We start from the raw sequence: 16,564 nt of genomic DNA, 5'->3' as shown, positions 1-16,564 counted from the left end.
AGACCTTAGAGATCGTCAACGTAGCCAAGGCTACGTAGCGCACGCTCGTCATCTGCCCAGCCAGATTTTACTTTAACCCAGAGTTCAAGATGCACCTTAGCCTCAAACATCTCTTCCATATCCTTACGCGCTTCAATACCGATGGTTTTAATTTTGGCTCCTTTGTTGCCAATCACCATCTTTTTCTGCCCTTCACGCTCAACCAGGATCAGACCATTGATATCGTAGCCGCCACGCTCATTAGTGACGAAACGTTCAATTTCCACCGTAACCGAGTAAGGCAGTTCAGCGCCAAGAAAACGCATCAGCTTTTCACGAATCATTTCCGAGGCCATAAAACGCTGCGAGCGATCGGTAATATAATCTTCGGGGAAATGGTGATCGGCTACCGGCAAACGTTTATGCACAATGCTGGCGATAGTATCAACATTTTTGCCATTTTCTGCAGAGATTGGCACTACATCCATAAAATCCATTTGCTGACTAAGAAATTGGATGTGCGGCAGCAGGATGCTTTTGTCTGTGACATTATCGACTTTATTAATCGCCAACAATACCGGAACTTTGCCGTCTTTTAGCTTATTGAGCACCATCTCATCGTCAGCAGTCCAGCGCGTACCCTCGACGACAAAAATGACCAACTCCACATCACCAATGGAGCTGCTGGCGGCACGATTCATTAAACGGTTAATCGCACGCTTTTCTTCCATATGCAGCCCTGGCGTATCCACATAGATAGCCTGGTGTGAACCTTCCGTATGGATCCCCATAATACGGTGACGCGTAGTTTGCGGTTTACGCGAGGTAATGGAAATTTTCTGCCCCAGAAGCTGGTTCAGCAGCGTCGATTTTCCAACGTTTGGGCGGCCTACAATAGCAATAAAGCCGCAATGGGTCTGTTGTTCGCTCATTCGAGTCCTAGCTTAATCAGCGCCTGTTCGGCCGCTGCCTGTTCAGCTTTACGACGGCTGGAACCGGTGCCCACCACCGGTTCAGCCATACCGCTCACCTGACAGTGAATAGTAAATTCCTGGTCATGCGCCTCACCACGGACTTGCACTACCAGATAAGAAGGTAGTGGAAGGTGGCGACCTTGCAGGTACTCCTGCAGACGCGTTTTTGGATCTTTCTGCTTATCACCCGGGCTTATCTCATCCAGGCGTTTCTGATACCAGTTGAGAATCAATTGCTCGACGGTCTGAATATCGCTGTCGAGGAATACACCACCAATCAGAGCTTCAACGGTATCAGCAAGGATAGATTCGCGCCGATAGCCGCCACTTTTCAGTTCACCCGGTCCCAGACGTAAACACTCACCGAGATCAAACTCACGGGCCATTTCAGCCAGAGTATTACCGCGAACCAGCGTGGCACGCATACGACTCATATCACCTTCATCCACACGCGGAAAACGGTGATAAAGAGCATTAGCAATCACATAACTCAGAATGGAATCGCCCAGAAACTCAAGCCGCTCGTTATGCTTACTGCTGGCACTACGGTGGGTTAGCGCCTGCTGCAAAAGTTCCTGATGAGTAAAAGTATAGCCCAGCTTCTGCTGCAGCCTGTTAATTACGATGGGGTTCATGCGTTACCAATATCAAGGATGCGTCAATTATTCTGCACACGGAACAGGGCTGACTCAAAACCAACGCTAAACAGTTTCGTTTGCAGTGGCTTCCCGAAGGAAGCCAACCATTTTATTCAAACTAACCCACACTGTATGAGGGTTTTAGTGGATGCCGCCAATACGACTCAGACGAACGCCCGTTGGCCACTCGCCCTCTTGCTTTTCAAAGCTCATCCAGATTGCCGTAGCCTTACCGACCAAATTCTTCTCCGGCACAAAACCCCAGTAGCGGCTATCTGCACTATTATCACGATTGTCGCCCATCATGAAATATTCGCCCTGCGGTACGACCCACGTTGATTGCGGCTGTCCCGGCTGCTTGTAGTACATATTCGACTGGCTTTGAGCCTGCGTCACCAGCAAGATACTGTGAGTATTACCCAGCGTTTCATCACGCGTTGCCAGGCGCAGACCGCCCCGCATGCTTTCGCCAGTCGGGACCTGATAAAAACCATTACCCGTTTCGTTACCATCAAAGCCGCTAAAGGTCTGGATAAAATCGCTGGCCTTTACATCAGAATAGGTTACCGGCAGTGCTTTATCACAGCTCGCTGCCGTATTACAGCCTGGACTAATCGTAACGGTTTTGCTTTCCGGATCATAGCTCACACGGTCCCCCGGCAAACCCACTACACGTTTAATGTAATCCAGACGAGGATCCTGTGGATATTTGAAAACTGCGATATCACCACGTTTGGGATGACCGGTGGAAATAAGCGTTTTCTGAGTAATCGGATCTTTAATCCCGTAGGCGAATTTCTCGACCAGGATAAAGTCACCAATTAACAACGTTGGCATCATTGAGCCTGATGGAATCTGAAATGGCTCATAAATAAATGAACGCACCACAAACACAACCAGTAATACCGGGAAAACGGAGGCTGCAGTTTCCACCCAACCTGGCTGCTTCGCTATTTTTGCCATTGTCTTATCGTCAACGGCGCTTCCAGTCTGGGCGCGAACTTCGGCTTGCTTCACACGCCGTGCCGGCGCCCATTTAAACTTATCGATACACCAGATAATGCCGGTAACCAGGGTTGCTATCGCCAAAATTAGGGCGAACATATTAGCCATTTCGAAGTTTCCTTATTTGCTGTCTTTACCGACATGCAGAATGGCGAGGAACGCCTCCTGAGGCAGTTCAACGTTACCGACCTGCTTCATACGTTTCTTACCATCTTTCTGTTTCTGTAACAGTTTCTTCTTACGACTTACGTCGCCGCCGTAACACTTCGCCAGTACGTTTTTACGCAGCTGTTTCACCGTAGAACGCGCAATAATATGGTTGCCAATTGCCGCCTGGATGGCAATATCAAACTGCTGACGCGGGATCAGCTCTTTCATCTTTTCAACCAAGTCACGCCCACGATATTGCGAGTTATCACGGTGAGTAATCAGCGCCAGAGCATCAACCCGCTCGGCGTTGATCAATACGTCAACACGTACCATGTCTGAAGTCTGAAAACGTTTGAAATTGTAGTCCAGTGAGGCATAACCACGTGAGGTAGATTTCAGGCGATCAAAGAAATCGAGCACTACCTCAGCCATTGGAATTTCATACGTCAGCGCAACCTGGTTGCCGTGATAGACCATATTGGTCTGCACGCCACGCTTTTCGATACAGAGTGTGATGACGTTCCCCAGATATTCTTGCGGCAGTAACATATGGCATTCGGCGATCGGCTCACGCAGTTCAGCGATATTATTGAGCGGCGGCAGCTTCGAGGGGCTATCAACGTAAACCGTTTCTCCACTGGTCGTTTCCACTTCGTAAACTACCGTTGGCGCCGTGGTAATCAGGTCCAGATCGTATTCACGCTCCAGACGTTCCTGAATGATTTCCATATGCAGTAACCCGAGGAAACCACAGCGGAAGCCAAAGCCTAGCGCAGTTGAACTTTCTGGCTCATAGAACAAGGAAGCATCATTGAGGCTGAGTTTACCCAGCGCGTCACGGAAAGCCTCATAATCATCAGAACTGATTGGGAAAAGACCCGCATATACCTGCGGCTTCACTTTTTTAAAGCCAGGTAATGCTTTATCAGCGGGGTTACGCGACAGCGTCAGGGTATCGCCTACGGGCGCACCAAGGATGTCTTTAATCGCGCAAACCAACCAGCCAACTTCGCCACAGCTCAGGACATCACGATCCACACGCTTCGGCGTGAAAATACCTAAGCGATCGGCGTTATACACCTGACCGGTACTCATAACTTTAATTTTGTCGCCTTTACGCATAGTGCCGTTTTTAATCCGCACCAGCGAAACTACGCCAAGGTAGTTATCAAACCAGGAGTCGATGATCAACGCCTGCAATGGCGCTTCTGGGTCTCCGCCTGGCGCCGGAATATCCCGCACCAGGCGCTCCAGCACTTCAGGCACACCGACACCGGTTTTCGCCGAACAACGCACCGCGTCGGTAGCATCAATGCCAACGATATCTTCAATCTCCTGAGCTGCGCGCTCAGGATCGGCAGCAGGCAGATCGATTTTATTCAGAACCGGCACCACTTCCAGATCCATTTCCATTGCGGTGTAGCAGTTAGCAAGCGTTTGTGCTTCCACGCCCTGCCCTGCATCAACCACCAACAATGCGCCTTCACAAGCGGCCAACGAACGCGAGACTTCATAAGAGAAGTCTACGTGCCCTGGCGTATCGATAAAATTGAGCTGGTAAGTTTCACCGTCCTGCGCCTTGTAATCCAGCGTTACGCTTTGCGCTTTGATTGTTATGCCGCGTTCACGTTCCAAATCCATAGAATCCAGAACCTGGGCAGCCATTTCGCGTTCGCTTAAACCACCGCAGATCTGAATCAGACGGTCAGAGAGCGTCGATTTACCGTGGTCGATATGTGCGATGATAGAAAAGTTTCTTATGTGCTTCATTTATATGAATTTTTTCGCATTTAAAATCAATATTGGCTTTCTGACGGGCATGCACGTTTACACCTTGCACCATGCACCCATCGTTTATGTGCACGCATCTTACACTGTTACCCGACTACACGAAAGAATCCTCTCATATGTACAGCATTGAGCTTCAGGTTACTGCTTCAGATTGCTCAGACAAAATGCCACGGTCGCTTTTTGCCGGCAAAATCCGATTACCACGACATTTTCCGGTATGGCACATTAAGTGACTGCACGAGGGCATAATGAAAATATGAAAACGCAGTCATAAAAACATTCAACGAATTCAAAGAATACGAGAAAAGAATAAATCGCCGTCATTATTATGGGGTTACCTTCGATAAAAAAACCTCGCATACTTAAAATATTCACCCGCTAAAAATGAAATAATCAGTACAAAATTTTGTTATAAAAAAGAAAATAAGATGATAGGCACATTATTCAGATAGTAGAATACTCACCGCAACAATATAATTGACTTCCAATTACATTTACTATAGAAACAAAATCATTCGGATTATCGACTTTCATTAACCCTATAATCAATTTTCAAAATTGATTCTTAAAAAGAACAGACCTTGATGCATATTAACACTATAAACGGCGAAGAATTAGCAGCACCTTTAAAAAAAGACAGAATGGAATGGCTGGATTTCATTCGAAGCATAGCCTGCATTATGGTTATCATACTTCACGTAAGCGCGGGCTATCTTTATGAGCACAATCCCAAAAGTTTACAATGGACATTTTTTTCCGGGATAAATTCATTAACCCGCAGCTGTGTCCCTTTATTCTTCATGGTTTCAGGTTTCGTTTTCATTAAAATAAAAGACATACAACCAAAACACTTTATAAGACTTATTTTCTGTATAATATTCTATACATTCCTGTGCTCTATATACATTAGCATAGCGAAAGACAAAAGCATCGTGAATACAATGCTTAATGCTTACCGTGCACCTGCGATATATCACCTCTGGTTTTTTTACTCTTTATTCTGCTGCTATTCTTTTTTTATATTCTTCAGTTTCAAAAAGAGGAAAGTAAATATCACCAGGTTATCATGCGGTCTATTTTTATGCTTCTTTTTATTTTCCTACACGCTTTATAACCAAAGCAACACAATTAAAAATGCTTTAAACCTTAACTATATAATAAATTCAGAGGGTGCATATTATATACTTTATTCTTTGTTGGGGGCGGCAATTGGGGCCGCAGATACATCTGCCATAAAGAAGAAAACACTTGTTTTTATCTTTTTATTTTCATCCATCTTAATTTCAGCATTCACTGTTTTTGTGTCAATAAAGAAAGGTTACCTCATCAGTTCATTTCTGCTTTACAATACTTTTCTTGTTTCTTTATCAGCAGTATCTTTATTTATTTTAGTGAAAAACAACCAGGACATTTCCATTAAACTGAAAAAGTACCTGCTTTATATTTCGAAGCTATCCCTTCCTGTATATGGTGTCCATGCTATTTTTGTCGAAGCATTACGTTATATAAGCATCACGAAATTTGAAATAATTGATTTCTTCATAAAGTTAGCAATAGTCATAATGGCATCTTTATTATGCGCTATCATAATTAAAAAATTAGACAAGAAAGGTTATGTGAGTTAAACGCAGAGTATCGCTAAACCATAGAAACACATTATATGTGTAGCGTTATCCCAGCCGTCCATAGATGGACCGCCGGGATAAATATATTGTGATTCTGTAACGGAGATAGAGCAACCATAGTTTGTTATCACTCCACATACAAACTGGATTACCCTGGCGTTATAAACAATTATGTTTCGCTTTCAACACGCAGCACATCAGGCGGTAACGAAATACTGAGGATCACAGGTTGAAAAGCTTCGCGCTCACCAAAACGACTGGAAATTCCTTTGGCAATAATAAAGCCGCCTGTTCCGCCGAGTAAAGCCCCCACAGCTGCAGCTAAATCGCTAAGAAACAGCATCTGGAACACACCCGCGCAGAGAAAAAGCCCCAAAAGTGGCGTCATATAAACCAGCAATGCCGACCCAAGCAAACTGCTCTCTTTAATACCGAGTTCAATACGCTGACCTGGCTGAAGAGGTTTTTCACTGGCAATTTGCATCACATGTGCGTTTTTGGGTCCCAACTTATTAAGCATATGGCTGCCACAGCCTTTACGCGCCGAGCAACTGCTGCAGGATGTTTTAATCTCAGAGTGCAGCGTCGCCACTCCGTCTTGCCACGAGACGACCGTGGCCCATTCTCTCATCATTATTTTGTCCCGAAATTAATGCTATCAGCAATGCGTTTGGTCGTTGAAGGAGGTAACTCACCGACCACCGTAATCTCGGCATTATTGCGTACTTCAGTTTGTACCGTACGACGTCCCGTGCGCAATAACTGTGGAGCGCTGCTTCTGTCAGCCTGGCTGACGTTAATCGAGATGCTAAACAACCCATCTGTATAAAGTCGCGACTCAACTGGCTTATTGAGAGAGGGAATATTGCGGCGACTTTGAGAAACTTCTTTCATACCACCGGGCAGCCAGGCAGGTTGCCAGTTAAAGCTGGCTTTTTCGTCCGCAGGCGTAGAAAGGGGCGGCGGTAAATTGGCATTTTCCAACCCTTTCATAATATTGCGAACGCCCTCATCAACTGCAAAGCTCACAACGCGATACTGTTCCAGCGTTTCACCATCGCGATCCAGCAGGTCAACACGTAGCGGCAATTTCGTATCGCTGTCCATCCACACGATATAGCTGTATCGCGTACCATCGCGGGCAACGATGCGGATCACATCACAAAGTTGATCGGCAACACGCGTACGCCCAACGGCGATAAAATCATAATGTTCGGAGAGTTTAGTGAAATCGGCATAAACCACAGATGGTAAGGAATCGACAATGTACGATCCCGTCAGGGTAAAAGGCTCAAGCCCCGATTCAAAATAGCTAATTTCATCACCGCGCTGAATAATCTCACGCCGTGGGCCATCCATTTGCAGCAGTTGTGCAAATATTTTGTTTTCCACGACAGCATGACGATAACGCAGCGATTCAATCCCCAGTCTGGAGACATTAATATAAGCGAGTTCATAATTGAGGGACTGACTTGCCTGCTCCATCTGCTGCAATAACGCCCCGGACGCGGTTTGTGCCGGGGCGACAGATGAATAAAGCAGGGTGCCAGCCAAAAGGCTAACGGCGCACCAGAGTTGCTTCATTACTGCTGTTGAATTCCTAAAGACTGATTTCCTGGAACCTGAACGGCAGCCTGCTGTGGTCCGCTCTGTTCAAATTGAAGCTGTTCCGCATGTAAACGACGCTGTAATTCATAATCCTGTAGCAGTGCGTTGACGTGTCGACGCTGTTCCTGCTGCTGCTGAGATACATTGGTCGTATCCGAACTATCCGGCACTCCCAGACTCACCGGAGAGGCCTTACCCATCATCGGTAGCGTGTTGAAGACCGGCGAATCAGATTGCTGAACGCCATCCTGTGGTTGGTTGTAATGTTGAACCCCCACAATGACAGCCAGAGAAACACAGGCAGCAACGCCAACTTGAGTAATTTGTGCTGCCCACGGGCGCACCTTATGCCAGAAAGGCATCTTTTCCCAACGGCTTGGTTCAGGCTGTGCTTCCGGGATCAGCGTGCTAACTTTGTAGCCAGGCTCATTTTCAATCGCCGCAGCGACGCGCGCTGAGATATCAAAATGTAGAACCTCGCCAACGTCACCACGAATGGTGTCACGGATCAGATGGTAGCTTTCCCAGCTCTTTTGCAGTTCAGCGTCTTTAGACAATGCGGATAAAACTTCGTTGTCCAAAGCTTCACCATCCATTAAAGCGGAAAGTTTTTCTTTCTGCATGCCTCAGTACCCTTCCTGTGTCCGCTATCCCTAACGTTGGATAAGCGGTTGAACTTTATTATCGATAGCCTCACGCGCACGAAAAATGCGTGAACGCACGGTACCCACTGGACAATCCATAATGGCAGCTATCTCTTCATAGCTCAGGCCATCCAACTCCCGCAACGTAATCGCCATACGTAAATCTTCAGGGAGCGACTCAATGGTGCGGAAAACTATCTGCTTCAATTCTTCTGACAACATTAAGTTCTCAGGGTTCGAAATTTCTTTCAGCGCACCCGCACTTTCGAAATTTTCGGCATCGTTCGCGTCCACATCACTGGAAGGAGGACGACGCCCCTGAGCAACAAGATAATTCTTAGCTGTATTCACCGCAATGCGGTATAGCCAGGTATAAAAGGCGCTGTCGCCGCGGAAAGATTCCAGCGCACGATAAGCTTTAATAAACGATTCTTGTACAACATCAGGCACATCACCTGACGGAACATAGCGCGAAACCAGGCTCGCCACTTTATGCTGGTAACGAATGACCAGTAAATTGAATGACTTCTGATCTCCTTTCTGCACTCGCTCAACGAGAACCTGATCCGTTAACTGCTCGCTCATCCGAGGTAATGTCTCCCCAAATCTCTCTCCACGCGTAATAGAACATCCAGCCACGATTCCGCTTTTATCAGCAAGCATCGATTTGAGTGACCATTTTACGAGAAGTTCATTTATGCCATCATTTTTGTCGTACCGTCAGGCTGCTTTTACACTTCTTACCGGGTTGTTTTGCTTTATCATGAAGTGCTTGCCACTGTTTTCTTCGCGTATTCATTCCACGAAACCTGACGGACGCCCGCAGAGTACCGCATGAAGCCAGCTTTTTCATCTGTAAAAATAGATTATTCAGTAAAGTTCGCAATATTAAACAGAGTCAAGTGTAAAACCGGCCTAAATTGATGATTTCTAAACACTGCAAGAACAATACTGCACTCCAGGCACGCATTTTACGTACAAAAGGCTTTTTTCCTGCCGAAATTGGGTGCTATGCTCAGCAAACAACCTGTTTAGTAAATTAAACACCATGATTTCATCGACTGAATATAGCTGTGATGTGTTAATCATTGGCAGCGGCGCTGCAGGTCTTTCGCTAGCGCTACGCCTTGCTGAACGATATCGCGTCACCGTTCTGAGCAAGGGACTGGCTAGTGAAGGCTCGACGCTTTATGCCCAGGGCGGTATTGCCGCCGTATTTGATGAAGCAGACAGCGTCGAATCCCATATCGAAGATACCTTAATCGCCGGGGACGGGCTGTGTGACCGCGAGGCGGTTTCGTTTATCGCGAGTAATGCGCGCCAGTGTGTCCAGTGGCTGATCGACAACGGCGTATTATTCGATAAAGAGAGGCGGGCAAATGGTGAAGAGCATTATCATCTTACCCGAGAAGGCGGTCACAGCCAGCGACGTATCCTGCACAGTGCCGATGCCACAGGTAAAGCCGTCGAAACCACGCTGATTGATCTGGCGCTCCGCCATCGCAATATTCAGATTATTGAACGTGGCAATGCCGTTGATTTGATTGTTTCTGATAAAATTGGCCTACCCGGACCACGCCGCATTGTGGGTGCGTGGATCTGGAATCGTAACCGCGAGAAAGTAGAAACCTGCAGTGCTCGTTCGGTCGTGTTAGCAACAGGGGGAGCAGCAAAAGTTTATCAATACACCACAAATCCGGATATTGCTTCTGGCGATGGAATTGCTATGGCATGGCGCGCGGGCTGTCGCATCGCAAATCTCGAGTTTAATCAGTTCCACCCTACCTGCCTGTTCCATCCTGAAGCACGCAATTTTCTGCTTACCGAAGCCTTACGTGGCGAAGGCGCTCATTTAAAACGACCCGACGGCACTCGTTTTATGCCAGACTTCGATCATCGTGATGAACTGGCACCTCGCGATATTGTCGCCCGGGCCATCGATCACGAAATGAAACGGCTGGGCGCGGACTGTATGTACCTGGATATCAGCCATCAGCCAGCTGACTTCATACGCGCGCACTTTCCCACAATTTATGAAAAACTGATGACACTGGGATTCGATCTGACCCAACAACCGATTCCTATTGTTCCAGCGGCTCATTACACCTGCGGTGGCGTCATGGTTGATAAATATGGCCGCAGCGATCTTGATGGGCTCTACGCGATTGGAGAAGTCAGCTATACCGGATTGCATGGCGCAAATCGCATGGCCTCGAACTCACTGCTGGAATGTCTGGTATATGGCTGGTCTGCAGCAGAGGATATTTTTCAACAGTTGCCCACACGCGAACATGCTCATCATCTGCCGGCGTGGGATGAAAGCCGAGTAGATGATTCGGACGAACGCGTGATCATTCAGCATAACTGGCATGAGCTGAGACTGTTTATGTGGGACTATGTTGGCATTGTACGAACCACCAAACGCCTGGAACGTGCGCTACGCCGTATTACGATGTTACAACAAGAAATCGACGAGTATTACGCCAATTTCCGCATCTCAAACAACTTACTTGAATTGCGTAACCTGGTGCAGGTGGCTGAGTTGATGGTGCGCTGTGCGCTGGCGCGTAAAGAGAGTCGCGGGCTGCATTTTACCCTTGACTACCCTCATCAGTTGCCTGTCGCACGTCCTACGATTCTTACCCCCGACGTTATCTGAACAGATAAAAATCTCGGGTCAGGCTACAGTGCGCCTCAGAATAACGCTGATCCGGACCGCGAATAGTCAGGCTGTCCTGAAAACACTCGCCCGGCGCAGGGGAAAATGCCAGCATAACCCGATTAGGCGGACGCTTATCATTATCCGCGATATCCGTGCGGTAACGTAAAAACCAGCCGCGCGTCGCCGCTATTTCAGCCAGAGCGTTACCCGCCTGCTGTGGTAATATGACGCAGAAAAATCCCTCTTCATCAATAAGCGCTTCTGCGCACTGTAAAAGCGTCTGATGATTAAGAGAATCCGTGTAGCGCGCGGTTGCCCTTTGTGGAGACGCGCAATCGACACCTGAAGAAAAATAGGGCGGGTTGCTGACGATTAACGAATAACGTACCTCGCACTGTTCGGCCCACTGCCGGATATCCTGCAGGTGAATCGTAAGCCGCGCAGACCAGGGAGAAGCCGCGCAGTTTTCCTGTGCCTGCTGCTGCGCATCGGCGTCAATTTCTACCCCATCAATCGGTACGTGCTCATCCGTACGCTGTGCCAGCATCAGCGCAATCAGACCACTGCCGCAGCCAATATCCAGTACTCGCTTGACGTTAGCAACCGGGGCCCAGGCACCGAGTAATACACCATCAGTACCGACTTTCATTGCACAACGATCGTGGGCAACAAAAAATTGTTTAAAGGTAAAACCGTTGGGGCGCAAAATGGCTTTCTGCTGAGACATAACCCTGACCTGAAAGAGAAACGGCGCTAGCATAAGACAATCCGTGACGCGAGAAAAGTCGCTAACTGAATACAAACAGATGAAGATCGCGCTCAATCTGTCTATAATCAGCGCCCCAAACTGAGGTAGACCATGACTGTAACCACTTTTTCCGAACTCGAACTTGATGAAAGCCTGCTGGATGCTCTGCAGGAAAAAGGCTTCACTCGCCCAACCGCGATCCAGGCAGCTGCTATTCCGCCCGCGCTGGAGGGCCGTGACGTATTGGGTTCGGCGCCAACCGGAACAGGAAAAACGGCTGCCTACCTGCTGCCTGCGCTGCAGCATTTGATCGATTTTCCGCGTAAAAAATCGGGGCCGCCGCGTATTTTGGTTCTCACACCAACCCGTGAGCTGGCCATGCAGGTTGCCGATCAGGCTCGCGAACTGGCTAAACACACGCATCTTGATATCGCAACTATCACCGGCGGCGTGGCCTATATGAACCATGCTGAAGTATTCAGTGAGAATCAAGACGTGGTCGTTGCCACTACGGGCCGATTGCTGCAATACATTAAAGAAGAAAATTTTGACTGCCGCGCGGTGGAAACGCTGATCCTCGATGAGGCCGATCGCATGCTGGACATGGGATTCGCCCAGGACATTGAAACGATTGCCGCCGAAACTCGCTGGCGTAAGCAAACGATGCTCTTTTCCGCCACGCTGGAAGGTGAAGCAATCAAGGATTTCGCTGAGCGCATCCTGAATGAACCTGCAGAGGTTGAAGCCGATCCGGCACGGCGTGAACGTAAAAAGATCCTGCAATGGTATTATCGCGCCGACGATATTAAGCATAAAACCGCATTGCTTACCCATTTACTGAAACAACCTGAGGTCACGCGCTCTATCGTTTTCGTCCGTAAACGTGAGCGCGTGCATGAATTATGCGGTTGGTTACGCGAAGCTGGCATCAATACCAGCTATCTTGAAGGGGAAATGGTTCAGGCAAAGCGTACTGAAGCGATAAAACGCATGGTTGACGGCCGTATCCATGTGCTGGTCGCGACTGACATTGCCGCCCGTGGTATTGATATTGATGATGTCAGCCATGTATTTAACTTCGATATGCCACGTACCGCAGATACCTACCTGCACCGTATTGGTCGTACCGGACGTGCAGGGAAGAAAGGAACCGCGATTTCTCTGGTTGAAGCGCACGACCATTTGCTGCTGGGCCGAGTCAGCCGCTACATCGATGAGCCATTAAAAGCACGTGTCATTGACGAGTTACGTCCAACCACGCGCGCACCAAGTGAAAAACTAAAAGGCAAACCGTCTAAAAAGGTGCAGGCAAAGCGTAAAGAGAAGAAAGAGAGCGAAGAGACAAAACCACGGGTTAAAAATCGCCATCGTGATACTAAAAATATTGGTAAGCGCCGTAAACCCAGCAGTGAGACTAAAAACGACGGTGCTGAATAATTGCACGCAATGACAAAAAACCGCCACATAATGGCGGTTTTTTATTGCTTAATAAGCAACAATTTTCCGCTTATATCGATAATAATTATCGGAAGCAGCAATTATTACAATATTCTTTATCAGCGAGAAATATTGACTGAGTTATCTCTCTGATTATTTTTAATAAAGTATTAAAATTGATGTGGTGTACTTTTCGGCACTCGATCAAAAAAGGGCCTGAAGGCCCTTTTTTGATCGTATTACAGTTTACAAGCTTTCTGTGAAAGTACGCGTAATCACATCCCGCTGCTGCTCTGGTGTCAAAGAGTTAAAACGAACCGCGTATCCGGAAACGCGAATAGTAAGTTGCGGATATTTTTCCGGGTGTTTTACCGCATCCTCGAGCGTTTCACGGCGCATAACGTTAACGTTCAGATGCTGGCCACCTTCAATCCGCACCTCAGGTTTCACTTCCAGTGGAACTTCACGATATTCAATCTGACCCAATTCACTGACCGCAACCACCTGGTCCTCGCTGTAGCGGGCTTTAGCACATACACAGCGTGCTTCTGCCTTCTCATCATCCAGCAGCCAGAAAGAGTTCAGCAGGGCATTGTCATTTGCTTTGGTAATTTGAATTCCGGTAATCATGTTGTGCCTCCAGGCTTGTCAGCGCTGACGCAACGCTTGGTCAGCAGCGGGTTATTCGACCACAGCAATGGTTTTAGTCTATATACCAAGAGCGCAAGCCCACCACTTTGATGCAAATCAATCATTTTTACCTCACCAATTGCCTTATTGAAGCAACTTTTTGTTTTATATCAACTTTACTCGCGTCATGATTTTAATTTATTTTATAACAATTCAACTTTTTTTTAAGTTTTGCCTGACGACGATAAACGTTAAGCTATTCCTCTCATTTGCGTAAGGGAAACGACCGTGACCAATACACTCACCTGGCACGATGTGCTGGCTCAGGAAAAAGAGAAACCTTATTTCATCGACACATTAGCCGCAGTAGCAAACGAAAGAGCCGCCGGTAAAACCGTTTATCCCCCGCAAAAGGACGTGTTCAATGCTTTCCGGCTCACCGAACTGGGTGCCATCAAAGTGGTCATTCTTGGACAGGATCCTTATCATGGCCCAAATCAGGCTCATGGATTGGCATTTTCAGTTTTACCCGGCGTTGCCGTTCCGCCTTCGCTGGTCAACATCTATAAAGAACTCATCAATGACGTGCCAGGCTTCGAACGTCCTGAGCATGGTTTTCTTGAAAGCTGGGCAAAACAAGGAGTGCTGCTACTGAATACGGTGCTCACCGTTGAAGGCGGCAAGGCCCATTCACATTCGCGATTTGGCTGGGAAACCTTTACCGATAATGTGATTGCGGCAATTAATGAACATCGCGAAGGGGTCGTTTTTTTACTGTGGGGATCGCATGCCCAGAAAAAAGGCAGCATCATCGACCGCCAGCGTCATCATATTTTGCAAGCGCCGCACCCTTCCCCACTTTCAGCACATAGAGGATTTCTGGGCTGTGGTCATTTTTCAAAAACAAACGTTTATTTAAGCGAGCGTGGCGAAGTTCCCATCGACTGGACTCCCGTACTGCCGCAATAGCCATAAAAAAAGCACCGCTTAGGTGCTTTTTTATCAGATTGTGTCAGAAATCATTCGGTTTACAGAACCTCATCCCGATTGATAGCCACCACATTAAGACTTCGCTTTCGATACCGCGACCATTGCAGGACGCAGCAGGCGGCCATTCAGCGTATAACCACGTTGCATCACCATCAGCACATGATTAGGGGCGACCTCTTCAGATTCCATCATTGACATGGCCTGGTGCACTTCAGGATTAAATGGCACATGGATATCACCCACAACCTCAACGCCATATTTCCGCACGGCATCCAGTAGTGATTTCAATGTTAACTCAATCCCTTCGATCATTGATGCCAATTCTGGATTCGATTTATCCGCCAGCTCCAGCGCACGCTCCAGACTATCAATTACCGGCAGTAACTCGTTAGCAAACTTTTCCAGCGCAAATTTATGCGCTTTTTCTACATCCAATTCTGTGCGGCGACGGATGTTTTCGATTTCAGCCTGCGCGCGCAGCTGCGCTTCACGCACGCCGCCCTGGGACTGAGCCAGTTCCGCTTCTAACTGAGCAATACGCGCATCACGCGGATCCACCTCGTTTGCTGTCTCCGCTTCCTGGGGTTGCACGTCCATCTCGATATCATCTGAGACTTGCTCGTTTGGTGCTTTCTGTTCTTTACTACTCATGAATTTCTCCGCGTTTTACACATTCATTTCGCTGCTTCGCTTATTATGGGGATCAGAATCGTGGTTTCAAGGGAACCAGTCACATTGTCAGGGCAGTTTACCCTAAGAGGAACACCAGCATAATGAACAAACATTTCAACTGCATTGGGATTGTCGGTCATCCACGCCATCCAACCGCGCTGACTACACATGAAATGCTTTATCGCTGGCTGACGGCAAAAGGCTATAACGTCATTATTGAACAACAGATCGCGCGCGAACTGAATTTAGCGCATGTTGAAACCGGAAGCTTGTCTGATATTGGCCAAAAAGCCGATCTGGCCATTGTTGTCGGAGGCGACGGCAATATGCTTGGCGCAGCGCGAGTGCTTGCACGTTATGATATTAAAGTGATTGGCATCAACCGCGGCAATTTGGGCTTTCTGACCGATTTGGATCCTGACAATGCACAGCAGCAGTTAGCGGACGTTCTGGAAGGTCAATATTTGGTTGAGAGCCGGTTTCTGCTCGAGGCCTGCGTGTGTAAAAAAGGTCGTTCGCCGCGTATTGGCACCGCAATAAATGAGGTTGTGCTACACCCTGGCAAGGTTGCGCATATGATTGAGTTTGAAGTATATATCGACGAAAACTTCGCATTCTCACAGCGTTCCGATGGCTTAATTATCTCAACGCCAACGGGCTCCACCGCATATTCACTCTCTGCTGGCGGCCCGATACTGACGCCCTCTCTGGACGCGATTGCCCTGGTCCCAATGTTTCCGCATACGCTTTCAGCCCGGCCTTTAGTGATTAACAGCAGCAGCACTATCCGCCTCAAGTTTTCACATATGCGCGGAGATTTAGAAATTAGCTGTGATAGCCAAATCGCCCTGCCTATCCAGGAAGGTGAAGAGGTATTTATTCGACGTAGCGATTACCACCTCAATCTCATACACCCAAAAAATTACAATTATTTCAATACATTAAGCATAAAACTTGGTTGGTCAAAAAAATTGTTCTAAAAATCAGCGCCAGCTACTTTACTGTATATAA

Annotated in this window: 16 protein-coding genes; 5 read left to right on the top strand and 11 right to left on the bottom strand. The window is 47.6% G+C overall.

Annotated features, from left to right (window positions below; all coding sequences use genetic code 11):
- Window positions 1–5: 5 nt before the first annotated feature.
- The 4 genes from era to lepA form a co-directional block, all read right to left on the bottom strand.
- Window positions 6–911, bottom strand: a complete 906-nt coding sequence (era, locus tag J1C60_RS04945; RefSeq protein WP_128175923.1) for a GTPase Era — start codon at window positions 909–911, stop codon at window positions 6–8.
- A complete protein-coding gene (gene rnc / locus J1C60_RS04940; RefSeq protein WP_128175922.1) occupies window positions 908–1,588 on the bottom strand; it encodes a ribonuclease III in 681 nt (226 codons plus the stop codon). The genes era and rnc overlap by 4 nt, the downstream gene beginning before the upstream one ends.
- 144 nt (window positions 1,589–1,732) lie before the next feature.
- Complete coding sequence (gene lepB / locus J1C60_RS04935; protein WP_128175920.1) at window positions 1,733–2,704, bottom strand: signal peptidase I; 972 nt, start codon at window positions 2,702–2,704, stop codon at window positions 1,733–1,735.
- A 12-nt stretch (window positions 2,705–2,716) separates the two neighbouring features.
- Window positions 2,717–4,516: a translation elongation factor 4 gene (gene lepA, locus J1C60_RS04930; protein WP_128175918.1), complete on the bottom strand. Its 1,800-nt coding sequence runs from the start codon at window positions 4,514–4,516 to the stop codon at window positions 2,717–2,719.
- 605 nt (window positions 4,517–5,121) lie between these two features.
- Between lepA and J1C60_RS18670 the strand changes: the two genes are divergently transcribed.
- A complete protein-coding gene (locus J1C60_RS18670) occupies window positions 5,122–6,162 on the top strand; it encodes an acyltransferase (RefSeq protein WP_128175916.1) in 1,041 nt (346 codons plus the stop codon).
- A gap of 169 nt (window positions 6,163–6,331) precedes the next feature.
- On the opposite strand, the gene rseC is transcribed toward J1C60_RS18670, so the two are convergent.
- The 4 genes from rseC to rpoE are packed head-to-tail and all read right to left on the bottom strand — an operon-like array spanning window position 6,332 to window position 8,999.
- Window positions 6,332–6,796: a SoxR-reducing system protein RseC gene (gene rseC, locus J1C60_RS04925; protein WP_128175914.1), complete on the bottom strand. Its 465-nt coding sequence runs from the start codon at window positions 6,794–6,796 to the stop codon at window positions 6,332–6,334.
- Window positions 6,796–7,746, bottom strand: a complete 951-nt coding sequence (rseB, locus tag J1C60_RS04920; RefSeq protein ID WP_128175913.1) for a sigma-E factor regulatory protein RseB — start codon at window positions 7,744–7,746, stop codon at window positions 6,796–6,798. The genes rseC and rseB overlap by 1 nt, the downstream gene beginning before the upstream one ends.
- Complete coding sequence (rseA, locus tag J1C60_RS04915) at window positions 7,746–8,393, bottom strand: anti-sigma-E factor RseA (protein WP_128175911.1); 648 nt, start codon at window positions 8,391–8,393, stop codon at window positions 7,746–7,748. Before rseA ends, rseB begins: the two co-directional genes overlap by 1 nt.
- Window positions 8,394–8,423: 30 nt before the next feature.
- Complete coding sequence (gene rpoE / locus J1C60_RS04910; protein ID WP_128175909.1) at window positions 8,424–8,999, bottom strand: RNA polymerase sigma factor RpoE; 576 nt, start codon at window positions 8,997–8,999, stop codon at window positions 8,424–8,426.
- A 463-nt stretch (window positions 9,000–9,462) separates the two neighbouring features.
- On the opposite strand from rpoE, the gene nadB reads away from it, so the two are divergent.
- Window positions 9,463–11,073 carry an L-aspartate oxidase gene (gene nadB, locus J1C60_RS04905; RefSeq protein WP_128175907.1) on the top strand — a complete coding sequence of 537 codons (1,611 nt, stop codon included), beginning with the start codon at window positions 9,463–9,465 and terminating at the stop codon, window positions 11,071–11,073.
- On the opposite strand, the gene trmN is transcribed toward nadB, so the two are convergent.
- On the bottom strand, window positions 11,066–11,803 hold the full coding sequence (gene trmN / locus J1C60_RS04900; RefSeq protein ID WP_128175905.1) for a tRNA(1)(Val) (adenine(37)-N(6))-methyltransferase TrmN: 738 nt from the start codon (window positions 11,801–11,803) through the stop codon (window positions 11,066–11,068). The genes nadB and trmN overlap by 8 nt on opposite strands.
- 132 nt (window positions 11,804–11,935) lie before the next feature.
- Between trmN and srmB the strand changes: the two genes are divergently transcribed.
- On the top strand, window positions 11,936–13,261 hold the full coding sequence (gene srmB / locus J1C60_RS04895) for an ATP-dependent RNA helicase SrmB (RefSeq protein ID WP_128175903.1): 1,326 nt from the start codon (window positions 11,936–11,938) through the stop codon (window positions 13,259–13,261).
- Between the two features lie 246 nt (window positions 13,262–13,507).
- Here srmB and grcA read toward each other — a convergent pair whose 3' ends face one another.
- Window positions 13,508–13,891 carry an autonomous glycyl radical cofactor GrcA gene (gene grcA, locus J1C60_RS04890; protein WP_128175901.1) on the bottom strand — a complete coding sequence of 128 codons (384 nt, stop codon included), beginning with the start codon at window positions 13,889–13,891 and terminating at the stop codon, window positions 13,508–13,510.
- A 288-nt stretch (window positions 13,892–14,179) separates the two neighbouring features.
- Between grcA and ung the strand changes: the two genes are divergently transcribed.
- Window positions 14,180–14,860: a uracil-DNA glycosylase gene (ung, locus tag J1C60_RS04885; RefSeq protein WP_128175899.1), complete on the top strand. Its 681-nt coding sequence runs from the start codon at window positions 14,180–14,182 to the stop codon at window positions 14,858–14,860.
- Window positions 14,861–14,953: 93 nt separating this feature from the next.
- Here ung and grpE read toward each other — a convergent pair whose 3' ends face one another.
- Window positions 14,954–15,532 carry a nucleotide exchange factor GrpE gene (gene grpE / locus J1C60_RS04880; protein WP_128175897.1) on the bottom strand — a complete coding sequence of 193 codons (579 nt, stop codon included), beginning with the start codon at window positions 15,530–15,532 and terminating at the stop codon, window positions 14,954–14,956.
- Window positions 15,533–15,654: 122 nt separating this feature from the next.
- Here grpE and nadK point away from each other — a divergent pair, with 122 nt between their 5' ends.
- Window positions 15,655–16,533: an NAD(+) kinase gene (gene nadK, locus J1C60_RS04875; RefSeq protein ID WP_128175893.1), complete on the top strand. Its 879-nt coding sequence runs from the start codon at window positions 15,655–15,657 to the stop codon at window positions 16,531–16,533.
- Window positions 16,534–16,564: the final 31 nt, after the last annotated feature.

It is taken from the genome of [Pantoea] beijingensis (assembly GCF_022647505.1).
Taxonomy (GTDB): domain Bacteria; phylum Pseudomonadota; class Gammaproteobacteria; order Enterobacterales; family Enterobacteriaceae; genus Erwinia; species Erwinia beijingensis.
This window is presented reverse-complemented; position numbering and strand designations above follow the sequence as displayed.